The sequence below is a fragment of the Pseudomonas rosaeacicularis genome, from assembly GCF_057128745.1.
The window spans coordinates 239,908-261,492 of sequence record NZ_JBSKHT010000007.1 but is presented as its reverse complement, the minus strand read 5'-3'; the positions used below and the strand labels follow the sequence as shown (position 1 = coordinate 261,492).

At 57.7% G+C, this 21,585-nt stretch carries 18 protein-coding genes; 10 read left to right on the top strand and 8 right to left on the bottom strand.

Annotated features, from left to right (window positions below):
- Window positions 1–38: 38 nt before the first annotated feature.
- Window positions 39–725 carry a spermidine synthase gene (locus ACWKWM_RS11460; RefSeq protein WP_483846251.1) on the bottom strand — a complete coding sequence of 229 codons (687 nt, stop codon included), beginning with the start codon at window positions 723–725 and terminating at the stop codon, window positions 39–41.
- A gap of 105 nt (window positions 726–830) precedes the next feature.
- On the opposite strand from ACWKWM_RS11460, the gene ACWKWM_RS11455 reads away from it, so the two are divergent.
- A complete protein-coding gene (locus ACWKWM_RS11455) occupies window positions 831–1,121 on the top strand; it encodes a hypothetical protein (protein ID WP_483846250.1) in 291 nt (96 codons plus the stop codon).
- A gap of 112 nt (window positions 1,122–1,233) precedes the next feature.
- Here the strand turns inward: ACWKWM_RS11455 and ACWKWM_RS11450 are convergent, their stop codons facing one another.
- Together ACWKWM_RS11450 and ACWKWM_RS11445 are read right to left on the bottom strand one after the other, a co-directional pair.
- The gene (locus tag ACWKWM_RS11450; protein WP_483846249.1) at window positions 1,234–1,707 is read right to left on the bottom strand and encodes a Crp/Fnr family transcriptional regulator; all 474 of its coding nucleotides are present in this window, start codon (window positions 1,705–1,707) and stop codon (window positions 1,234–1,236) included.
- 107 nt (window positions 1,708–1,814) lie between these two features.
- A complete protein-coding gene (locus ACWKWM_RS11445; RefSeq protein ID WP_483846248.1) occupies window positions 1,815–3,872 on the bottom strand; it encodes a S9 family peptidase in 2,058 nt (685 codons plus the stop codon).
- Between the two features lie 140 nt (window positions 3,873–4,012).
- Between ACWKWM_RS11445 and ACWKWM_RS11440 the strand changes: the two genes are divergently transcribed.
- From ACWKWM_RS11440 to ACWKWM_RS11420, 5 genes are all read left to right on the top strand, one after another.
- Window positions 4,013–4,534, top strand: coding sequence for an MFS transporter (locus ACWKWM_RS11440; protein ID WP_483846247.1), 522 nt, complete (start codon window positions 4,013–4,015; stop codon window positions 4,532–4,534).
- Between the two features lie 36 nt (window positions 4,535–4,570).
- Window positions 4,571–5,344, top strand: coding sequence for a class II glutamine amidotransferase (locus ACWKWM_RS11435; RefSeq protein WP_483846246.1), 774 nt, complete (start codon window positions 4,571–4,573; stop codon window positions 5,342–5,344).
- Window positions 5,345–5,396: 52 nt separating this feature from the next.
- Window positions 5,397–5,921 carry a DUF2937 family protein gene (locus ACWKWM_RS11430; protein ID WP_483846245.1) on the top strand — a complete coding sequence of 175 codons (525 nt, stop codon included), beginning with the start codon at window positions 5,397–5,399 and terminating at the stop codon, window positions 5,919–5,921.
- Between the two features lie 125 nt (window positions 5,922–6,046).
- Complete coding sequence (locus tag ACWKWM_RS11425; RefSeq protein WP_483846244.1) at window positions 6,047–6,784, top strand: 5-oxoprolinase subunit PxpA; 738 nt, start codon at window positions 6,047–6,049, stop codon at window positions 6,782–6,784.
- Between the two features lie 457 nt (window positions 6,785–7,241).
- Complete coding sequence (locus ACWKWM_RS11420; protein ID WP_483846243.1) at window positions 7,242–7,820, top strand: hypothetical protein; 579 nt, start codon at window positions 7,242–7,244, stop codon at window positions 7,818–7,820.
- Between the two features lie 39 nt (window positions 7,821–7,859).
- Here ACWKWM_RS11420 and ACWKWM_RS11415 read toward each other — a convergent pair whose 3' ends face one another.
- From ACWKWM_RS11415 to ACWKWM_RS11400, 4 genes are all read right to left on the bottom strand, one after another.
- A complete protein-coding gene (locus ACWKWM_RS11415) occupies window positions 7,860–8,768 on the bottom strand; it encodes a hypothetical protein (protein ID WP_483846242.1) in 909 nt (302 codons plus the stop codon).
- 349 nt (window positions 8,769–9,117) lie between these two features.
- Window positions 9,118–10,296: a vWA domain-containing protein gene (locus tag ACWKWM_RS11410; RefSeq protein ID WP_483846241.1), complete on the bottom strand. Its 1,179-nt coding sequence runs from the start codon at window positions 10,294–10,296 to the stop codon at window positions 9,118–9,120.
- 29 nt (window positions 10,297–10,325) lie between these two features.
- Complete coding sequence (locus tag ACWKWM_RS11405; protein ID WP_483846240.1) at window positions 10,326–11,171, bottom strand: AAA family ATPase; 846 nt, start codon at window positions 11,169–11,171, stop codon at window positions 10,326–10,328.
- 340 nt (window positions 11,172–11,511) lie between these two features.
- Window positions 11,512–12,582: a DUF748 domain-containing protein gene (locus ACWKWM_RS11400; RefSeq protein ID WP_483846239.1), complete on the bottom strand. Its 1,071-nt coding sequence runs from the start codon at window positions 12,580–12,582 to the stop codon at window positions 11,512–11,514.
- 126 nt (window positions 12,583–12,708) lie between these two features.
- On the opposite strand from ACWKWM_RS11400, the gene cysK reads away from it, so the two are divergent.
- The 4 genes from cysK to ACWKWM_RS11380 all read left to right on the top strand — a co-directional run bounded on the left by cysK (window position 12,709) and on the right by ACWKWM_RS11380 (window position 17,647).
- Window positions 12,709–13,683: a cysteine synthase A gene (cysK, locus tag ACWKWM_RS11395; RefSeq protein ID WP_483846238.1), complete on the top strand. Its 975-nt coding sequence runs from the start codon at window positions 12,709–12,711 to the stop codon at window positions 13,681–13,683.
- 406 nt (window positions 13,684–14,089) lie between these two features.
- The gene (locus ACWKWM_RS11390; protein ID WP_483846237.1) at window positions 14,090–15,028 is read left to right on the top strand and encodes an aspartyl/asparaginyl beta-hydroxylase domain-containing protein; all 939 of its coding nucleotides are present in this window, start codon (window positions 14,090–14,092) and stop codon (window positions 15,026–15,028) included.
- 377 nt (window positions 15,029–15,405) lie between these two features.
- Window positions 15,406–16,260 (top strand): DMT family transporter, encoded by an 855-nt coding sequence (locus ACWKWM_RS11385; RefSeq protein ID WP_483846236.1) that lies wholly within the window; start codon window positions 15,406–15,408, stop codon window positions 16,258–16,260.
- 127 nt (window positions 16,261–16,387) lie between these two features.
- A complete protein-coding gene (locus ACWKWM_RS11380) occupies window positions 16,388–17,647 on the top strand; it encodes an IS256 family transposase (protein ID WP_483846235.1) in 1,260 nt (419 codons plus the stop codon).
- Between the two features lie 100 nt (window positions 17,648–17,747).
- Here the strand turns inward: ACWKWM_RS11380 and ACWKWM_RS11375 are convergent, their stop codons facing one another.
- Window positions 17,748–21,227, bottom strand: a complete 3,480-nt coding sequence (locus ACWKWM_RS11375) for a hybrid sensor histidine kinase/response regulator (RefSeq protein ID WP_483846234.1) — start codon at window positions 21,225–21,227, stop codon at window positions 17,748–17,750.
- Window positions 21,228–21,585 lie beyond the last annotated feature (358 nt).

Genomic DNA, 21,585 nt, shown 5'->3' with positions numbered 1-21,585 from the left:
TGTCGACAATGTTGGCAGTCTAGCGCTTCGCAGCCCAATCAGGCTTTCAGTTTTTCAGCGATCCAGATCGTATGCCGGGTGCCTTTGTTGCCATGGGCATAGACCTTGACCTCTTCAGCTTTGAAGCCGGCCTTGCGCAGCTTGTCGGAGAACGCCGCGTCAGCGCTGGCCGACCAGACCGCCAGCACGCCCTTTGGCCTTAGAGCCTGGGCACAGGCGCTAAGCCCGCCGGATGAATACAACCAGCTGTTGGACTTTTGCGTCAGGCCTTCGGGGCCGTTGTCGACGTCGAGCATGATCGCGTCGAAGCCCTGTGGCTCACTTTTCAGCACCTGCGCCACGTCCTGAATGACGACTTTGGCGCGGGAATCCTGCAACGGATTGCCTGACTTTTCACCCAACGGGCCGCGATTCCATTCGACGACGCCGGGCACCAGTTCGGCGACAACCACTTCCGCGTTTTTGCCCAGATGCTTGAGCGCGGAGGCGAGGGTGAAGCCCATGCCTAGCCCGCCGATCAGCACGCGGGGTTGGGCGCGCGGCGCGACCTTTTTGCAGGGGATTTCGGCCAGTGCGTCTTCGGAACCGTGCATACGCGTGTTCATCAACTGGCCGCCGTCGCCGCCCTGGATCTTGATCACGAAGTCTTCGCCGTATTCGAACAGGCACAAGGCGCCGCCGTTGTCGGGGATCGGAGTGGTGTCGAGCAGAACGAAACGTTTCATGGAGCACTCAGTGATGAAGTGAAAAATTGATGGTTTGCAGCGCGCAATCGGACATCCAGGAGTAGCCTGTGACCCACAACTCTCACAGGCGGCGGAGCCCCATCGATGAAGCGCTACATTCTAACGGCGATTACCCTGGCGACGCTCTCGGTATGTGCGATTCAGGCCGAGACGCTGCAACCCACGCTCAACACCCCGGGGCCGACATCGTCCCCGCCGGGCTCCCCCGGCACCGCAACACCGACGCCATACCCGCAAGTTTCCCCACCGAGCATTTCCCGAGAAGGTGGCGTGGGCGATCCACCGTTACTGCCCAAAATCCCACAGCCTGGGCCGCCGAAAGATGAGGCGTTGCAGGGGTTGGATCAGGAAACCAGCCCAGTCGTTAAGCCCTGAAACAAGCGCTGTCTCTGTAGGAGCGAACTTGTTCGCGAGGCGGATTAACTGACACGGCATAGATCTCTCGCCAACAAGTTGGCTCCTACAGAAGAGGGTTTGCGATCCGCCGCTAAACCTGCTGCGACGCCAACTGCCCATCCATCATGCGCAGGCGTTTGGACAACGCCACGGCGATCGCGCGGATGATTTTGGCGGCTGTTTTGGGCGCCTCGTTGATCATCTTGTCCAGTGAATCCCGGCCCAGGTTCAGCAGGTAGCTGGGCGTAGCGGCAATGCAGGTTGCCGAACGACGCTCGCCGTCGAGCACCGCCATTTCCCCAAAGGTTCGACCGCTACGCAGCACGGCCAGCTCCACCGGCTTGCCGTCGCTGTTGAGTTTCTGCACCGACACCGAGCCTGAATGGATGATGCACATGAACGTGCCGGCATCGCCTTCGTTGAAAATGGCCTGGCCTTTGTCGATGCTGCTGATGCTGAAATACCCCGCAGCGGCGGAAAACTCCGCAGGCGTAAGCGGGTCGAACAGACCGCAGTCCATCAGCATTTCGCGAATTTCGTTATTCAGTGATGACGGTGTGGACATGGCTCGATCTTGTGCAAGTTTTAAGAAAGGGACGACATCAACAACAGATCCGAGCGACGCAACGCTCGGACCCTGCTGATAGGCACATGAGGTGCCCACCAGGTTACTCAACTCAATTGCAAAACCTTCAAGACGAAACCGTACTCCAGGGCCACGTCACGCAATCCCTGATAACGCCCGCTCATGCCGCCGTGGCCTGCGCCCAGTTCGGTCTTGAGCAGCAGCAGATTGTCGTCGGTCTTGTGGTCGCGCAATTTTGCCACCCACTTGGCCGCCTCCCAATACTGCACGCGACTGTCGTTGTAGCCCGCGATCACCAGCATGGCGGGGTAGGCCTGGGCGGTGACGTTTTCATACGGCGCGTAGGCCTTGATGCGCGCGTAGACGTCGGGCTCCTGCGGGTTGCCCCACTCATCGTATTCGGTGACGGTCAGTGGCAGCTCGGGATCGAGCATCGTGTTAAGCACATCGACAAACGGCACTTCGGCAATCGCCGCTTTGAACAGCTCGGGACGCTGATTGACCACCGCGCCAATCAACAGGCCACCCGCGCTGCCACCGCTGATCACCAATTGTTCGGGACTGGTCAGTTGCTGCGCGATCAAATATTCGGCGCAAGCGATGAAGTCAGTGAACGTGTTGGTTTTGTGCTCTTGCTTGCCGTTGCGATACCAGGCCTCGCCCAACTCGCCGCCGCCGCGCACATGGGCGATGGCAAACGCGACGCCCCGGTCCAGCAGGCTCAGCCGCGCGTGAGAGAACCACGGGTCAAGGCTTTCGCCGTAAGCGCCGTAGCCGTAAAGGTAAAGCGGCACCGTTTTGCCTGCCAATTCACGCTTGACCACCAGGCTGATCGGCACCTGCGTGCCGTCCGGCGCCGTCGCCCATAACCGCTGACTGACGTAAGCATCGGCATCGAACACGCCGAGCACGGGTGTTTCCTTGAGTACTGACTGCTCGCCGGTCGCCAGCACCAATTGCCGAACCTGAGCCGGGCGATTCAACGATTGATAGCGCAGACGAATCTTGTCGCTGTCGAATTCAAGTGTGTCCTGCACGTAGAGGTTGTAGGCCGCATCCGGCAATTGCACGCGATAGGGTGCCGCGCCTTGTGGGTGAACTTCGACAATCGGCAAGCCGCCTTCGCGCAAGCTCAAGGTCAGAGCCTTGGCGTTAAGGCTGAAGCCGTCGAGCATCACCGCATCGTTGTGCGGGATCAGGGTTTGCCATTGCGCTCTGTCCGGCACGCCGCTGGTTTTCTCCGGCGCATGGAACAGCGCGAAGTTGATGCCATTCTGGTTGCTGCGGATCAACCAGCTCCAGAGGCCATCCACCAGGCCGTGGTCCACTGAATACTCATGGCCCTCGGCACGCGGCGCCATGCAGACAAAGGCTTGCTCCGGTTTGCTGGCGTCCAGCACCCAGGCTTCGCTGGTGGTCTTGCTATCGAGGGATAACACCAACTGGCGCTCGGAGCTGCTGCGATAACAATGCAAAAAGAATCGGCCATCCGGCTCGTTGAACACCAGGTCCGCCGATTCATTGCCGAGCCTATGGCGATACAGCTTGTGCGGGCGGTGAGTGTCGTCCAGTTCGCCGAAGAACAGCGTCTGGCTGTCATTGGCCCAGGTCATGCTGCCGTCGCAATCCTCGAACGGCAGTGCAGTGAGCTGGCCGCTGCTCAGTTCTTTGACGAACAGCTGATAAACCTCTTCACCGGTGGTGTCCAGGCTGTAGGCAAGCCGCTGATGATCGGGGCTGATGCTGAACGTGCCCAGGGAGAAAAACCCGCCACCTGCCAGGGCGTTGGGGTCCAGCAGTAACTCTTCGGTGCTTTGGTCGACCGTTTGCGAGTCATCGGCCGGGCGCGTGCAGCGGTAATGCCGACCGTACTCGTCACCCTCGGTGGTGCGCGTGTAATACAGGTAAGGGCCCCAAGGGGAGGGCAGGGAGAGGTCGGTTTCGAGGATGCGGCCTTTTATTTCCTGGAATAAAGTCTCGCGCAGAGCCTTCTGATCGGCCAATTGCTGCTCTTGGTAGGCGTTTTCGGCCTTGAGGTAGTCGAGCACTTCGTCGGTGTCGCGGTTCTGCAGCCAGGCATACGGGTCTGCGCCGTCGGCCTTGCGGGCGATCGGGGCGCTGAGGGGGGCATTGGATAAGGGCATGCTGGGCTCTCTGATAATGAAATGATCGGTGGCGGCCCTGTGTTTGAAGGGTTGCACGCACCGATGCTGAAGCCGGGGAAGCTTGGCTGGCGAAAAGTCGTTATCATAAGCGCCTCTTTACCTGCCTTACCACGGACGTCATGACCGACAACGACTATATGATTGGCTGGGGCCTTTACGCATTCGCTGCGTTGGGCTGTCTGTTGGTGTGGATGAAGCTGACGGGCTGGATGTGGCGCTACCTGCGCGAGCCGCTATGGCTGATCGGTGCGTTGCTGTTGTTTTCGCCGACGCTTATCGATCCGGTCAAGGAAAAATACGCACCGGCGCTGGCCATCAGCGTGCTCGATCTGGCCTTCAAGGTCGGCAACAACGTCTGGCGCGCTGTGCTGGATCTGGCGACCTACGGCGCCGTGGCGCTGGGGCTTTACGTCATCTTCGCGCTGATTCGTTTGCCGATTCTCAACGCTCGAAAAGCGCGAGCGGCTCACGCCAAGGCCGCCGCCGATGCGCAAGCTGCTGCAAGCAAAGACGATGAAGACGAGCCTTTTGCCTCACCAGACTCCAGCCGTTACACGACTCAGCCTGCGGTTGCTTTACCGACCCGGGATGGTCCGGCAAGCAGCGCCGGCCCCCGTATTCGGGTCGAACCCAAGCTTTAACAGGCCAACGCTGCAGAACGTATCGAGGCCCTGAGCATGTGTGAATTACTGGGCATGAGTGCCAATGTCCCCACCGACATCGTTTTCAGCTTTACCGGGCTGATGCAGCGCGGTGGCCGGACCGGCCCCCATCGCGATGGCTGGGGCATCGGCTTTTATGAGGGCCGCGGTCTGCGTCTGTTTCAAGACCCCGCCGCCAGCAGCGAATCCGAGGTTGCGCAACTGGTACAGCGTTACCCGATCAAGAGCGAAGTGGTCATCGGCCACATTCGTCAGGCCAACGTCGGCAAAGTCTGCCTTTCCAATACCCATCCTTTTGTCCGCGAGCTGTGGGGCCGTAATTGGTGTTTTGCCCATAACGGCCAGCTTGCGGATTTCAATCCCCGCGCCACGTTTTATCGCCCCGTGGGGGATACCGACAGCGAAGCGGCGTTCTGCGACCTGCTCAATCGGGTTCGTGAGGCCGAGCCTGAGCCTGTGGAGATCGAACAATTGCTGCCGTCGTTGGTTGATGCCTGCGCGGAATATCGCAGCAAAGGCGTATTCAATTGCCTGCTCAGCGACGGTGACTGGCTGTTTTGCTTCTGCTCCACCAAGTTGGTACAGATCACCCGTCGAGCGCCGTTCGGCCCGGCCCGGCTCAAGGATGTCGATGTGATTGTCGATTTCCAGGCGGAAACCACGCCCAATGATGTCGTGACCGTGATCGCCACCGAGCCGCTGACCGAGGACGAAATCTGGCATCGCTACGAGCCAGGCCAATGGAGCTTGTGGCGCCGCGGAGAATGCGTGGCCCAGGGTTCTACTTGAAAACTGCGCGTAACAGACTCGACGCGACCGATTCGATGACCGAGAGGGACCTATGCTGCGAAGCTATTTGAGATTGGTGCTGTTCACCGCAGGATTGCTGTTTGGCGTTCAGGTGCCCGGTTTTATCAGCGATTACAGCAAGCGCGTCGAAGCGCATCTGATCGAAGCCCAGCAGGGCATGAAGGGCTACAACGACACGGCGCAGCGCTTTTTCAATGGCGATGTGCAGGCGTTGATCCAGCATTACCGCAGCAGCGACGACCCGGTGTTTCGTAGCGATGCCGACAGTGTGAACAACCTGATCACCCGCGCGCAGATCCTCGACCGCGAATGGCAGGCGCTGCAGGGCCCTTGGTACGCCAGGGCCTGGCATGTGTTCACCGCCGCCAACCCGGAAATCCGTATGGAAACCTGGAACGGCTATAGCTGGCAGGTGCTGTTGACCCCTGAAGTGATTGGCTGGGGGCTGATGGGCGCGTTGTTGCTGTCGCTGGTGATCGAAAGCATCGTGGTGTTCATCGACTGGCTGGCAGTGGGTCGTCGACACAAACGCGCGGTCAACCCCGATTGGCGGTAAATCCCGCATGTAGGAGCGCGCTTGCCCGCGATAGCAGTGTGTCAAAAATTTATTTGTCGCTGACCCAATGCAATCGCGGGCAAGCGCGCTCCTACAGATGATGAAACCCACACAGGAGATTCCCCATGAGCCGCCTGTTATTGAACTGCGATATCGGTGAAAGCTACGGCGCCTGGACCATGGGGCTGGATGCTGAGGTCATGCCGTTCATCGACTGCGCCAATATCGCCTGCGGTTTCCATGCGGGCGACCCCAGCGTGATGCGCAAAACAGTCGCCCTGGCGTTGTCCCACAACGTCACCATCGGCGCGCACCCGGCCTATCCGGATCTGGTGGGTTTCGGTCGTCGCTCCATGGCGTGCTCGGCGCAGGAGATTCAAGACTTGCTGCATTACCAGATCGGCGCCTTAGATGGCGTGTGCCGAGGGCAGGGCGGTCGGGTGCAATACGTCAAACCCCATGGCGCGATGTACAACGACATGATGGCCAATCCCGCTCAATTGCGCGCCGTGATCGAGGGCATTGCGCGTTACGACGCCGGACTGCCTTTGATGGTGCTGGCAATGCGCGATAACGCGGCCGCTCAGGCGATTGCCGACGAATACGACGTCACGCTGTGGTTCGAGGCCTTTGCCGACCGCGCTTATGACAGTGTCGGCCGACTGGTCTCCCGCAACCTGCCGGGCGCCGTGCACCATGACCCGGAACGCATCATCGAGCAGGCGTTGACCCTGTCCCGCGGCGAAGCGCTGACTGCCAGCGATGGCAGTGAACTGCGGCTTGCCGCCAACACCTTGTGCGTCCATGGCGACAACGCCAGTTCCATTGCGGCGGTGCAGCGGATTCGGCAAGCGTTGGGTTAAATGCCCAAATCAATTAATGCGGACGCCGCATGACTGTATGACCTTACGAGCAGCGCGAGGCTCCGGGGTCGCGCCCGACCGATCGCGGTGTGTCAGGCAGAGCGTAATCGGTCGGGCGCGACCCCGGAGCCTCGCGCTGGTCGTCAACTCCTACCGGAAAGCGTAGCGAGTCTGAAACCACCGTCTCACTTCGCCAAATACCGCATCCCTTCTTCCATTCCCCGCTGTTACTCGTAAGACTGGCGCAGAAACTACCGACTACTGTCGTGCAGTTAAAACCGGTGATGCAGGGTGTCGTGCATCGGGAGCAGGCGGGGTATTTGCGGCAACTTCAGTGGGTCGGTCTGTAGCCTTTTTCATACTTATTGATCGGAATTATCAGACTGAATTGTCAGGTCAATTATTTCTTGTGCTGGCCGTTATGCAATTTAGATAACCCCTGCCATGAGTAGCAACTATGAATCTGAATTTAGTCGTTGATCAAAATCACTCTTACAGGCAAGCAGTAGAGATCGCCTATGAGAAAGCAAAAAGAACCGGAAACGTCGATGAGGTTACGGTGCAAGAGTGCGAACTCATACTGAGTGAGCCGGAGCCCGATTACGTTTATCACGAGATCATACTTGATAGTACCCTTCGATCGCATGAGGACGGATGTGTATCCTTTCGTGCGTTAAATTCGCGTGATTTCTACGAGCAAGTAAAGTTGACTGCTCGTAAGTGCGCAGCGGAATGCCTTGCGAGTCAAATGGACGACATATGGGATAGTGTAAAAACGGCGAGCGTTGGCATCAAACCTGAACTGTTGAAGGAGATCAGTTTTTCAGTGGATGAAAAAGGTTTAATCAAACCGGTGTGCGTGTCAGGTTTACTGGGTGTGGATGATGATACACAACTTTTTGAATTGTTAAATCAACATTCGGTGCTTAAGGGCTTGGGTAAGGAGTATGTTTGGGTTCTCGCAGGGCTCGTAGGCCATACGATAGATGGTTTGTCAGCCAAGTATGCGCGGTATTTCTCCGGTTCCCGTCTCTAAAAGGTTAAGGGCACCGTGGGTGCCGTTAACCTTTTAATATTAGCGTGCGAGATCTATTGTGCAGATTTGTGTGATACTTACTGGGCTAATTCCAGCAGTTGGGTTGCCTCTCACAGAAACATACCAGTGGCCAGTGTTATAAGTAACTCGCCACTTTGTTTTAGAACCGCTTTCTTGAAATGGAGCGGTCGTGTGGCGACCAATGCAGCGCGGAAAATCAACATATTGCACGACCCCGCCATTGGTGGTGACGCTTTGCGAATTCACCGAGCTAGATGGGTTTTGCTCGTCGGGATTGATTACGAAATTGACAGTTGCCCCTTCTAGATAATGGCCCTTTGAATCCCGAATATTTGTCAACAACAGAATTCTGTTCCTGAATGTTTTAGTTGAGAAATAAGTTCCTGTTGTCGGGCCTTCTGTTTCGATTCTAATATCATGGGCATATGGGGCGGATCCGAAGTCGAGGTGGAAGTGCCTATTTGGTTGGATAGGTACGCGGGTCGGATGTGAGATCCGGATCTTAACCTTTTGGCCGATATCTAATGATGGTGTAACTAGGGGTTCGAGTGTAGGCATTAGGTGCCATTTTCCTGTGATGTTATATTCGATTTTCCAGTACGATCCGTCGGCCCCTCGCTGAACATCATGAATCATTACCTTTTGTCCACGCAACGCAGCAAAGCTATAGTATTTCACATCGCTTGCCGTTTCCAATTTATCGAACACGCGATTTATTTTATCGGGTAAGTCGGTGATTTCAACATCAAGGGCGTCGGTAGGCTCACTTGCGCGGTCTACATCGCTTGTGCTTTCAATTGTATTAGTCTCTGGGCTATTGTCTGGATCGCATGCCGGTGTTGCGCCGGCTGTCGAGCCAAATAACCCAGTCATAAGCAAAAGTAGCGAGGTTGTCAGGATCGCTTTGTTATAGGTAAGGTTGTCCATTATAAATCCCTTATATATACTTAATTTTCCACAAAAGCGGGTCTCTGGTAATTAATTAAGTGCCATTCTGTGGTTTTGATTAGCTTTGGTTAAACTAATGAGGTGACGTAATCAGTAACTACGGCCTTTAGTCAAAGCCTAAGATGTAAGGAAAAGTAAAATGAGGGGCACCGCTAGATGCGGATCAAATGAAATGGCGAGACTAGGTTGGTGTCTTGATATCGGATGAGGTGCTTGCAGCGCTAGGCCTGATGAACGCCAAATGAATCTGTAGCAGTCCTGTGTTGTGGACGCGACCGCCGGCAGATCGGACTGCTACAGAATTAATCGTGCGGACGCGTAGCAGCGGTTACTTCGCCAAATACCGCATCCCTTCCTCCAACCCTCGCAGCGTCAGCGGATACATCTGATCGTCGATCAAATCCCGCACAATGTTGGTCGAGGTGGTGTAGGCCCATGCGTCTTTGGGGTACGGATTGATCCAGATGATCTTCTTGAATTTGGCCTTGAAGCGCTGCATCCACGCGTAGCCTGCTTCCTCGTTCCAATGCTCGACACTGCCGCCCGGCTGGGTGATTTCGTAGGGCGCCATCGCGGCGTCGCCAATGAAGATCACTTTGTAATCCGCGCCGTATTTGTGCAGCAAGTCCTGGGTAGACGTACGTTCAGAGGTGCGACGCTGGTTGTTCTTCCACACTGATTCGTAGATGAAGTTGTGAAAGTAGAAGTACTCCATGTGCTTGAACTCGGTCTTGCAGGCCGAAAACAACTCCTCGCAGATCTTCACGTGGGCGTCCATCGAGCCGCCGATGTCGAACAGCAGCAACAGCTTGATGGTGTTGCGCCGCTCGGGACGCATCTGAATATTCAGCAGCCCGGCATCGCGGGCGGTGTGGTCGATGGTGCCGTCGATGTCCAGCTCATCTGCCGCGCCTTGCCGCGCAAATTTTCGCAGTCGGCGCAGGGCGATCTTGATATTGCGCGTGCCCAATTCGACCTGATCATCCAGGTTCTTGTATTCGCGCTGCTCCCAAACTTTCGCCGCCTTGCCCTGACGCTTACCTGCATCGCCGACGCGAATGCCTTCAGGGTTATAGCCGCCTGAGCCAAACGGGCTGGTGCCGCCGGTGCCGATCCACTTGTTGCCGCCGGCGTGGCGTTCTTTCTGTTCTTCCAGACGCTTTTTGAATTCTTCGATCAGCTTGTCCAGGCCGCCCAGGGACTGGATCGCCGCGCGTTCCTCTTCGGTCAGCGAGCGCTCGAACTCCTTGCGTAACCAATCCTCGGGGATCAACGCCTGCAAATGATCATCCAGCTTTTCCAGCCCGTTGAAGTAGGCGCCAAACGCCCGATCGAACTTGTCGTAATGGCGCTCGTCCTTCACCAGGATCGCCCGGGACAGGTAATAAAACTCGTCCATGTCGGCGAAGGTGACGCGCTGTTTCAGCGCGTTGATCAGGTCCAGCAGTTCGCGAACCGAGACCGGGACCTTGGCGGCGCGCATTTCATTGAACAGATTGAGCAGCATGATAATTGTCCCGACGTATCAAAAAGCGCTTAGCGATTGCCGCGACGGCTCATGAACGCCAGGCGCTCCAGTAGCTGCACATCCTGCTCGTTTTTCACCAGCGCACCCGCCAGCGGCGGAATGGCTTTGGTCGGATCGCGCTCGCGCAGCACCGCTTCACCGATGTTGTCGGCCATCAGCAGTTTCAGCCAGTCCACCAGCTCCGAGGTCGAAGGCTTCTTCTTCAGGCCCGGTACTTTGCGCACGTCGAAGAACACGTCGAGCGCTTCGCTGACCAAGTCTTTTTTGATGTTCGGGTAATGCACATCGACGATCTTCTGCAGCGTCGCGCGATCAGGGAAGGCGATGTAGTGGAAGAAACAGCGACGCAGGAAGGCGTCAGGTAGTTCTTTCTCGTTATTGGAGGTAATGATGATGATCGGGCGGATTTTCGCCTTGATCGTCTCGTCGATCTCGTAAACGTAGAACTCCATTTTGTCGAGTTCTTGCAGCAGGTCATTGGGGAATTCGATGTCGGCCTTGTCGATTTCATCGATCAGCAAGATCACCCGCTCGTTGGCCTCGAAGGCTTCCCAGAGCTTGCCCTTCTTCAGGTAGTTGCGCACGTCATGGACTTTGTCGACGCCCAGTTGCGAATCGCGCAGGCGGCTGACGGCATCGTACTCGTACAACCCTTGATGGGCCTTGGTGGTGGATTTGATGTGCCAGGTAATCAGCTTGGCGCCGAAGGATTCGGCCAGTTGCTCGGCGAGCATGGTTTTGCCGGTGCCAGGCTCGCCCTTGACCAGCAAGGGCCGCTCCAGCGTGATGGCGGCGTTGACCGCAAGCTTGAGGTCGTCAGTGGCGACATAGGCTTGTGTGCCTTCGAATTTCATCGATAAATCCTCGAACGTAACGTGCGGACAAAGGCCTGCGCGGCGTAAATCTGGCGGAAGAATGCGCCGACTATAACGCGCACGCCGGGCCGATGTGAACGCAGACGCTTTATTCAGTACCTGAATGGGGCGTCACGTCTTGACTGGCTGAAAGGGTAAGAAAGATGAGGTGTGAAGGTGGGCTCGCGACGACCGTAGTGCGAGTCGGGCACAGGTGAAGTGGGAGCGGACCTGTCCGCGAAGAGGCCCGTGTAGACCGATACATTTGCATCGGTTGTAAATCAAACTTCGCGGACAGGTCCGCTCCCACTAACGCGCCACTCGGCTAAAGTTATATTCGCTACTGCCCCTTCCCGCTGTCATACCGCGTATTGAACGCCTGCACGAAGGCATTGCGCAGGATCTGCAAAAACGCCTGAAACGCGCTGATGTCTTGCTTATGGACACTGCCGCTCAGTTCCACTCGGGTCGCAAATTGGTTTTTGCCCTGGTTTTTCAAAACCGTTTCACTGCCACCGACCACTGCCTCCCAGACCGAGCGGAAAAACCCTTTGTTCTGGTTTTCCACGTCCTGCTGCCAGTTGAAGATGTCCACGTTCTTGAGCAGGGGCTTGATGTAACCACTGAGCTGGCCTTTGTTGGCCTTGGCCTCGATCACGATGTCGCCATCGCCCGCGTTGAAGTCGAACTTGCCGTACGCCGACGCGAAGTCGTTCATCTGTTTGAGTTGAATATCCGTGGCGCGCAACTTGAAATCGAAATCGTCGAAGTTGCTGAACGGATCGAACGTAGCGCTACTTTCCAGCGGTGCATGGCCGAGCAACAACGCCTTGCCTTCGAAGCGGGCGTCACGCTTGCCTGCTGTGTCGACCACGTTGGTCAAGTTGAACAGGCTGGCATTGACCTTATCCGCTTCGATTTTCACCTTTGGCGTAGAGCTGAAGTTGTTGAAGCTGATTTTGCCATCAACCACTCGGACTTCGTTCAGGGTAATCGGCAGCAGTTTGTTCAGTTGCGCCCGCCAGTCTGTACCTTCACCCGTCTGCGACGCCTGCTTGTTGGCGCCGCCATCGACGAAGTTCAGCTCGGGGCTGATAAATGCAACCTCGGCGACCACCGCGTGGTCGTACCACAAAGAATGCCAACTCACCGCCAGATCAATGACCGGCACGCTGACGAAGGGCACCGGCACCTTGCCGTCGACCTTGACGATGTTCAGCCCGTTGATTTTGTAGGCGCCGCGCCACAAGGCGAGATCGACATCAGTCACCTGACCGCGGTAGGCGCCCATGTCGGCAAGTTTTTCATTCAAGTAGTTGCGAACGACATAAGGCAACGCGATATGCACGGCAATCAATAGCGCGACGATGCCGAGCACTGTCCAAAGCGGCCAGCTGTAGCGACGTTTCATGGAAGTGATCTCCGGGGACGTAAGGGTGTTGACTGCGGTCATCGGCATCGGTTCGCTATGACTGGACGCCCCAAGGCTTGCGGCATAGGCTTTGTTCCATTCCAAACCTGCACAAAGGACCCCGTCATGAGCCGTATTTACGCTGACAACGCCCACTCCATTGGCAACACTCCATTGGTGCAGATCAACCGGATCGCGCCTCGCGGCGTGACGATTCTGGCGAAAATCGAAGGGCGCAATCCCGGTTATTCGGTCAAATGCCGCATCGGCGCCAACATGATCTGGGACGCTGAAAGCAGCGGAAAACTCAAGTCCGGCATGACCATCGTCGAGCCGACTTCCGGCAACACTGGCATTGGCCTGGCGTTCGTTGCAGCGGCACGCGGGTACAAGCTGATGCTGACCATGCCCGCTTCCATGAGCATAGAGCGTCGCAAGGTATTGAAGGCCCTGGGTGCTGAGATCGTTCTGACTGAAGCGGCCAAAGGCATGAAAGGCTCGATCGCCAAGGCCGAAGAGCTGGTGGCGCAAAACCCGGAGACGTTCTTCATGCCGGCGCAGTTCGAGAATCCGGCTAACCCGGCGATTCACGAGAAGACCACCGGCCCGGAAATATGGAACGACACTGACGGCGCTATCGATGTGCTGGTGGCGGGCGTCGGTACGGGCGGCACCATCACTGGCATCTCGCGTTATATCAAGAAGACCATGGGCAAACCGATAATCTCGGTGGCGGTTGAGCCGATGGGCTCACCGATCATTACCCAGAAGCTGGCAGGGCAGGAGATCACCCCGGCGCCGCACAAGATTCAGGGCATTGGTGCCGGTTTCATCCCGAAGAACCTGGATCTGTCGATCGTCGACCGAGTGGAACTGGTCAGCGACGAAGAAGCCAAGGCCATGGCCCTGCGGTTAATGCAGGAGGAGGGGATACTCTGCGGGATTTCTTGTGGCGCCGCGATGGCTGCGGCTGTGCGCATGGCCGAGAAACCGGACATGCAGGGCAAGACGATCGTGGTGATTCTGCCCGATTCTGGTGAGCGCTATCTGTCGAGCATGCTGTTCAGCGACATGTTTACTGAACAGGAGCTGACGCAGTAACGAGCTAATAGGCGGGCAGTGAGTTTATTCAGGCACACTGGCTCGCGAACAAGTCCGCTTTCATCGGACAGAAGGTATGTCGTTGTTTTGTTGATGAAAGATTACCTGTTGGAGCGAGGCTTGCCCGCGAACTTAGCGCCTCGGTGTATCTGGTGCCCCACGTCGTTAGCTTCGCGGGCAAGCCTAGCTCCAACAGGATCCGCGCTTGCCACGCGATGGGGGAATCTCCCACGCAATTTTGCTCTGGCTTTTTACCTGCGCCAACAAGGCTTATGATGCTCGCCATTCAGACCTGCCCGATGATTGCCTCAGATCATTGGGCAACGGTTTGCAGTCATTCAAACTAATAACGTCGATCGCAGCGCAGCATCACTGTTAGCTTTTTGCCTGTTTCAAGGAGAGTTTCATGAGCCTTTCTTTTGCTGCCAAAGCGGCCATTCTGCTGCTGTTCATCGGCAGCACGCTGTATGTGCATTTGCGCGGCAAGGCGCGTTTGCCGGTACTGCGTCAATTCGTCAACCACTCCGCGCTGTTCGCTCCTTACAACGCGTTGATGTACATGTTCTCCAGCGTGCCGTCCAAACCGTATCTGGACCGCAGCAAGTTTCCGGAACTCGATATCCTCAAGGACAACTGGGAAGTCATCCGCGACGAAGCGATGCACCTGTTCGACGAGGGCTATATTCGCGCGGCCGCCAAGGATAACGACGCTGGTTTCGGTTCGTTCTTCAAAAAAGGCTGGAAGCGTTTTTACCTGAAGTGGTACGACAAAGCGCTGCCTTCGGCCGAAACCCTGTGCCCCAAGACCGTTGAACTGCTCAGTCGCATTCCCAACGTGAAGGGCGCAATGTTCGCCTTGCTACCCGGCGGCAGCCATCTCAATCCCCATCGCGATCCGTTTGCCGGTTCCCTGCGTTATCACTTGGGCCTGTCGACGCCCAACTCCGATGACTGCCGGATCTTCGTCGACGGCAACGTCTATGCCTGGCGTGACGGCGAAGACGTGATGTTCGACGAGACCTACGTGCACTGGGTCAAGAACGAAACAGATGTCACCCGCGTGATTCTGTTCTGTGACGTCGAGCGCCCGTTGAGCAATGGCTTCATGCGTGCAGTGAACCGCAAGGTCAGTGATTTCCTTGGCCGTGCCACTGCGCCGCAAAACACTGACGACGAGCGCGTCGGCGGTATCAACCAGGCCTATGCGTTCAGCAAGCGTTTCAGCAACAGCTTCAGCGGCCAGGTCAAGCAGTTCAAACGCGCCAATCCCAAGGCGTATCGGGTGTTGCGCCCGGTGCTGGCGGTGATCGTTCTGACGTTGCTGGGCTACTGGCTGTTTGGTTGAGACACGCTATTGCGCAGGACACCGTGCGCTGGTTATAGTCGGCGCCGATGTCCTGCAAGAAACATTCGGCAACATCACTCCTCCTTTTCGATGAAGACCTGCGCCATGCCAGCTTCCCGCTCACTGTTGATGTTCGACGCCGCAGCCTTCGCTGCCGCTGAACCGTGCGGATGCCAGCAGCTTGTCTTCATCACGCGTTACCCTCCGCCATCTCCTGTGACCAGTCCGGTCGTGTGCGCTGTCGCACCGCCAGGCGTCGTGTCGCTCGCCTGATTCACGGATTTTTCCGCCGTCGATTCAAGCCTGCAAACACCACAAAACATCAGTGAATCCGGTTTCTGGCCGGGTCCGATTTTGTCTGAATCACAGGTGACACCATGTTCGCTAACAAAGCATTGGCCTCAATGGCCACGACTATGCTGTTCGTGCTTCTCTGGAGCAGCGGGGCGATTTTTTCTAAGTGGGGTCTGGCCCACGCATCACCCTTTGCCTTTCTGCTGATCCGTTTTCTGCTGGCGCTGGTGGCGTTGGCGATCCTCATTCCGACCCTCGGTTACAAGCTGCCCAGCTCCCGGCAATCGCTGATCTACGCGATGGCGACAGGCGCCGTATTGCTGGGTGCTTATCAGATCTTTTACCTGTTGGCGCTGGATTTGAAAGTCACGCCGGGGGTCATGGCGACCATCATGGGCGTGCAGCCGATCCTCACCGCCGTGCTGGTTGAACGCAGCCGATCCTGGTCGCGGATGTTCGGTCTGGCGCTGGGGCTGGCCGGGTTGGTGCTGGTGGTTTTTCAGGGCATTGGCGGCGGTGGATCGTGGGCGGGGATGCTGTTCGGCCTGCTGGGGATGTTGAGCATGACGGGCGGATCGATCATGCAGAAACGCATCACCGACAACCCGCTTGGCACGTTGCCGGTGCAATATCTGGCGGGTGCTGTCGTATGCGCGGTGTTCGTGCCGTTTCAGCCGTTTCACTTCGAGCACAGCGCAGGGTTCTACGTGCCGGTGCTGTGGATGGGGCTGGTGGTGTCGGTGCTGGCGACGTTCCTGCTGTACCGGCTGATTGCCCGAGGCAATCTCGTCAACGTCACCAGCCTGTTTTATCTGGTACCGGCGGTGACGGCGATCATGGATTACCTCATCTTCGGCAATCGCCTGCCGTTGCTGAGTGTGTTCGGGATGGTGCTGATCGTGATCGGATTGGTGTTTGTGTTTCGCAAGGCCAAGTGATGCGGGCCGGGTTTCTGTAGGAGCGAACGTGTTCGCGAGACGGCTAGTCGGGTTTACCTCATATGCCCTCTCGCGAGACTGTCAGAAATTTTGTGTTCGGGCATAACATGTAGATAGAGGTGCATGTATGCCGACCAAAAAGAAGTCCGTCAATGCAACAACGAGGGAGTTGCCCTCGATTCCCCAAGAGCTGATCGAGCAGTTTGTTAAAGGCCCGATGAGCGCTGAAGCCATTCAAGACGCCTCCATGGCGTTTAAGAAGGCGCTGATCGAGCGTGCGCTAGGTGCCGAGCTGGGTCACCACCTTGGTTATGCTCAGGGCGCAGAGCGCCCGGAGGAATCGACCAATCAGCGCAATGGCAAGAGTGGCAAAACGGTTCTGACCGACGATGGCCCACTTCGTCTGGATATTCCCAGAGACCGCGATGGTAGCTTCGCCCCGATCCTGATCCCCAAGCACGAACGCCGTTTTACAGGCTTCGACGACAAGATAATTGCCATGTACGCCCGGGGCATGACGGTGCGTGAGATCCGCGCTTTTCTGTCTGAGCAGTATGGAACCGACGTGTCCCATGACTTCATCAGCTCAGTCACCGATGCAGTCATGGAAGAAGTGGGCTCTTGGCAGCAGCGTCCCCTGGAGCCTATGTACCCGGTCATCTTCTTTGATGCGCTACGGGTCAAAATCCGGGACGAAGGGTTAGTGCGCAACAAGGCTATCTATCTGGCGTTGGGCGTATTGCCGGATGGGACCCGCGACATCCTTGGGATATGGATCGAGAGCACCGAGGGCGCCAAGTTCTGGATGAAGGTGTTCAATGACCTCAAGACTCTTGGCGTTGAGGATGTTCTGATTGCCGTCACGGATGGCCTCAAAGGGATACCGGAGGCTTTGGGAGCGGTTTTTCCTGCCACGACGCTGCAAACCTGCATCGTGCATCTGATCCGCAACAGCTTGGACTATGCCGCTTGGGATAAACGTCGGGCATTGGCCAAAGCCCTCAAGCCGATCTACCAGGCGATCAATGCCGATGTAGCCGAGCAAGAGCTTAACGCCTTTGAAGCGGGGCCTTGGGGCAAGCAGTATCCGACTGTAGTTGCTGCATGGCGTCGTGCCTGGGATCGGGTTATACCGTTTTTTGTCTTCCCTGCGGGTATCCGAAAAGTGGTCTACACGACCAATGCAATCGAAAGTATCAACGCTCAGCTAAGAAAGATTATTAAAACCCGAGGGCACTTCCCGACCGACGATGCCGCAACGAAGCTGATCTGGTTGGGACTACGAAATATCACGGCTAACTGGGGGCACCCAGCGCATGATTGGAAAGTGGCAATGAATCAGTTTGCGATTCTTTACGGAGACCGATTTACCAGACCGAGCTGGTAAAGCAACGGCCTGCCTGACGGCAGGCCCCAACCAGCCTGAACACAAAAAATCTGATACTCCCCCTCTCGCCAACTAGTTGGCTCCTACAGCGCCGAGCGCTTCAACTCAAACTCACATGCCGACTCAGCAGCGCTCGCAACGCCGCCGGCTTGACCGGTTTGGCCAGATAATCCAAGCCCGCCGCGTGCACCTGGGCGACCAACTCCGGGCGTACGTCGGCGCTGATCAACACCCCGGGCACTGGCTCGCCCAACCGGGTACGCAGCCAAGCCATCAACTGCGTGCCGGTTTCGCCGTCGTCCAAGTGGTAGTCCACCAATGCCAGCTGCGGGCGAACCCCCTGATCCAGCAGCGCCTGACATTCCTCGCGATTGCGTGCGGTCCAGACCTGACACCCCCAGCGGCTCAGCAGGCTGTTCATGCCGATCAGAATGCTGTCTTCGTTATCGACACACAGCACTTGCGTGCCATTGAGTTTTGCGCGCGTCACTTCGCCGACGGGTGCGCTAACCGGCAGCGGCGCCAGTTGAGGCGCCAACGGCACCGTCACGCTGAACACACTGCCGCGCCCAGGCCATGAACGCACTTGCAGCGTATGCCCCAACACTCGACACAAACCGTCGGCAATCGCCAAGCCCAGCCCCAAGCCTTTTTCGGCGCGGGTCTGGTGACTGTCCAGGCGTTTGAACTCTTCAAAAATCACCTGACGCTTATCCTCCGGAATCCCTGGCCCGCGGTCCCAGACTTCCAGGCTCAGTTGCCCGTTCTTGCGCCGCACACCCAGCAAAACCGGACCTTTTCCATAGCGGAAGGCATTGGTCAGAAAGTTTTGCAACACCCGACGCAGCAGCTTCACGTCGCTGTCGATGCGCAACGTGCTGCTGCGCACCCGAAAGCCCAAGCCTTGCTCGTGAGCCAGCGCCTTGAACTCGGCGCCCAAGGTGTCGAACAGGGTGTTCAGCGCAAACGGCTGACAGTTCGGAGTGAACTTTCCGTTTTCAAGACGGGAGATATCCAGCAAGTCGCTGATCAGGTCTTCGGCCGAACGCAACGAGCTGTCCAGATGAGTGATCAGCTGTTGCGCCTCGTCAGGGATGTTGTCGCCGGCATGGGACAGCGCCGCCGAAAACAGCCGCGCGGCGTTCAAGGGCTGCATCAGGTCATGGCTGACCGCTGCCAGAAAACGGGTTTTCGATTGGTTCGCCGCTTCGGCATAGCCCTTGGCTTCGGTCAGCGCCACGTTCAGTTGCGACAGCTCGTGGGTGCGCTCGGCTACGCGTTGTTCAAGGCTTTCATTGACGACTTTAAGCGCGTGTTCGGCCTCGCGAAAGGCGGTGATGTCCGAGAAGCTCATGACGAATCCACCGCCGGGCATCGGGTTGCCGATCAGCTCGATCACCTGACCGTTGGGGAACAAGCGCTCGGAGGTGTGCGCGCGTCCCTGACGCATCCAGTGCAGGCGCCGGGCCACATGAACTTCCGCTTCACCGGGGCCGAGCAATCCACGTTCGGCGTTGTAGCGAATGATGTCGGCAATCGGCCGCCCGACGCTGATCAGGCCTTCGGGGTAATTGAACAGCTCCAGATACCGGTGATTCCACGCCACCAGCTTCAGCGACTGGTCGACCACGCTGATGCCCTGGGTGATGTTCTCGATGGCGCCTTGCAGCAGCGCGCGGTTGAATTGCAGCACCTCGGACGCTTCGTCGGCGATCCGCACCACGTCCTCCAGCTGCATATCGCGACCTTCGATGGCGGCCTTGACCACGGCGCGGGTCGAGGACGTGCCCAGCACACCGGCCAACAAACGCTCAGTGTGAGCGATCCATTCGCCGTTGGCGTTTTGGTTGGGGTTGAAGCCCTTGCCCTGTCGATAGGCGAAGCGGTTGAAACTTTGCTGCGCGCGTTCTTCACCGACGAAACGCGCCGACAGCTTGAGCAAATCCTCGATCTGCACCGCCAGCAACGAACGGTTGTTGGGCCGCGCCTGCAATTCCTGGCCGATGAAACGCCCCGCCTGCCAATGCTCGGACACTCGGGTTCGCGACAGCACCGAAACCCAGGCGAACAGGATGAAATTGCCAGCCGTGGACAGCACCACGCCTTGGGTCAGCGGGCTGATTGGCAGGTTCAGCGGATTACCGTGCAGCCATTGCAGCAGCGGAAAACTGCTCAACGCCCAGCCCATGCTGTGCGCGGCAATTGGCAGCACCAGCGTGTAAAACCACAGGAAAATCCCGGCAGCCAGGCCGGCAAATACGCCGCGCCGGTTGGCCTGTTTCCAGTACAGCGCGCCGAGCATGGCTGGCGCCAGCTGAGTGATGGCGGCGAAGGCGATCTGGCCGATGGTCGCCAGGCTGGCGGTGGAACCCAGCAAGCGATAGCTGACATAGGCCAGCAGCAAAATCACCACAATGCTCACCCGGCGCACCGAGAGCATCCAGTGGCGGAATACCTCGAACGGGCGCTCGGCGGTTTTGCGCCTGAGCAACCACGGCAAGAGCATGTCGTTGGAAACCATGGTTGACAGCGCCACGCTGGCGACGATCACCATGCCGGTCGCCGCCGAAGCACCGCCGATAAACGCCAGCATCGCCAGCGCCGGGTGCGCGTGCGCGAGCGGCACGCTGATCACGAATGAATCCGGCAGCACGGAGCTTGGCAGCATCATCTGTCCGGCCAGCGCAATCGGCACCACAAACAGCGCCGCCAGGATGAGGTACGCCGGAAATACCCAGCGCGCCAGCCGCAAATCCCCGGGCTCGATATTCTCCACCACCGTGACGTGGAACTGCCGGGGCAGGCAGATGATCGCCATCATCGCGACGCCGGTCTGCACCACCATCGAGGGCCAGTTGATGGTTTCTTTCCAGTATTCCTCAAGGCGCGGCGCGAGCATGGCCTGGCTGAACAGGTCATCGAAACCGTCGTACAGGCCATAGGTGACGAAGGCGCCGACGGCCATAAAAGCGAACAGCTTGACGATGGCTTCAAAGGCAATCGCCAGCACCATGCCGCGATGGTGCTCGGTGGCGTCGAGGTTGCGTGTGCCGAAGACGATGGTGAACAGCGCCAGCACCAGGGAAACGATCAGGGCGGTGTCTTGCGCGCGGGTGCCGGATGCATCGGCGCCGGCACCGATCAGGATATTCACCCCGAGCACGATGCCTTTGAGTTGCAGCGCGATGTAGGGCAGCACGCCGACCAGGCAGATCAGGGCGACCACGACGGCCAGCGACTGGGATTTGCCGTACCGCGCGGCGATGAAGTCTGCGATGGAGGTGATGTTTTCCTGTTTGCTGATCAGCACCATTTTCTGCAGCACCCACGGCGCCAGCACCATCATCAGCACTGGGCCCAAGTAGATCGGCAGGAACGACCACAGCTGCTCGGCGGCCTGACCGACAGCGCCGAAGAAGGTCCAGCTGGTGCAGTAAACGGCGAGAGACAGGCTGTAGACCCAGGCCCGCAGTCTGGGCGGCAGTGCGCCGCTGCGACGATCGCCATAAAACGCGATCGCGAACATGATGGCCATATAGGCCAGGGCGACGGCAGCGATCAGCCCGCTGGACAGCGACATGGGAACTCCAGAACTCAAATCAATCAAATCAGGCGTGGGTCAAGCCGGCCAGACAGTCTCGCACGCCGGATCGTCTTCGTCTGTTTCGACCAAGGTCGCAGCGGTGTGGTGTCGCAAGGGGGCGCGTTTTTGTTGGAGCGAGGCTTGCCCGCGAAGCTGACGACGCGCAGGGTCAGGCAAAACCAAGTTCCCGTTTTGCGTAGTGTCAGACAGATCCAGGTCTCAGCTTCGCGAGCAAGCTCGGCTCCGACAGGGAACGCGTTTGGCTGAGGACTGAGCAAAACCTGTGGGAGGCAGTGGGGCATAGCAGCAGATACGTCTCCCTATCGACAACCTGCCACACAACGTCTTCAATGTG

Bases quoted from the DNA above. Each gene is read 5' to 3' on its own strand.
- ACWKWM_RS11445 (WP_483846248.1), bottom strand. From the start codon at position 3,872: ATGCCCTTATCCAATGCCCCCCTCAGCGCCCCGATCGCCCGCAAGGCC.
- ACWKWM_RS11425 (WP_483846244.1), top strand. From the start codon at position 6,047: ATGAGCCGCCTGTTATTGAACTGCGATATCGGTGAAAGCTACGGCGCC.
- ACWKWM_RS11380 (WP_483846235.1), top strand. From the start codon at position 16,388: ATGCCGACCAAAAAGAAGTCCGTCAATGCAACAACGAGGGAGTTGCCC.
- ACWKWM_RS11440 (WP_483846247.1), top strand. From the start codon at position 4,013: ATGACCGACAACGACTATATGATTGGCTGGGGCCTTTACGCATTCGCT.
- ACWKWM_RS11385 (WP_483846236.1), top strand. From the start codon at position 15,406: ATGTTCGCTAACAAAGCATTGGCCTCAATGGCCACGACTATGCTGTTC.
- ACWKWM_RS11400 (WP_483846239.1), bottom strand. From the start codon at position 12,582: ATGAAACGTCGCTACAGCTGGCCGCTTTGGACAGTGCTCGGCATCGTC.
- ACWKWM_RS11410 (WP_483846241.1), bottom strand. From the start codon at position 10,296: ATGCTGCTCAATCTGTTCAATGAAATGCGCGCCGCCAAGGTCCCGGTC.
- ACWKWM_RS11430 (WP_483846245.1), top strand. From the start codon at position 5,397: ATGCTGCGAAGCTATTTGAGATTGGTGCTGTTCACCGCAGGATTGCTG.
- ACWKWM_RS11460 (WP_483846251.1), bottom strand. From the start codon at position 725: ATGAAACGTTTCGTTCTGCTCGACACCACTCCGATCCCCGACAACGGC.
- ACWKWM_RS11415 (WP_483846242.1), bottom strand. From the start codon at position 8,768: ATGGACAACCTTACCTATAACAAAGCGATCCTGACAACCTCGCTACTT.
- ACWKWM_RS11450 (WP_483846249.1), bottom strand. From the start codon at position 1,707: ATGTCCACACCGTCATCACTGAATAACGAAATTCGCGAAATGCTGATG.
- ACWKWM_RS11390 (WP_483846237.1), top strand. From the start codon at position 14,090: ATGAGCCTTTCTTTTGCTGCCAAAGCGGCCATTCTGCTGCTGTTCATC.
- ACWKWM_RS11455 (WP_483846250.1), top strand. From the start codon at position 831: ATGAAGCGCTACATTCTAACGGCGATTACCCTGGCGACGCTCTCGGTA.
- ACWKWM_RS11435 (WP_483846246.1), top strand. From the start codon at position 4,571: ATGTGTGAATTACTGGGCATGAGTGCCAATGTCCCCACCGACATCGTT.
- ACWKWM_RS11375 (WP_483846234.1), bottom strand. From the start codon at position 21,227: ATGTCGCTGTCCAGCGGGCTGATCGCTGCCGTCGCCCTGGCCTATATG.
- ACWKWM_RS11420 (WP_483846243.1), top strand. From the start codon at position 7,242: ATGAATCTGAATTTAGTCGTTGATCAAAATCACTCTTACAGGCAAGCA.
- cysK (WP_483846238.1), top strand. From the start codon at position 12,709: ATGAGCCGTATTTACGCTGACAACGCCCACTCCATTGGCAACACTCCA.
- ACWKWM_RS11405 (WP_483846240.1), bottom strand. From the start codon at position 11,171: ATGAAATTCGAAGGCACACAAGCCTATGTCGCCACTGACGACCTCAAG.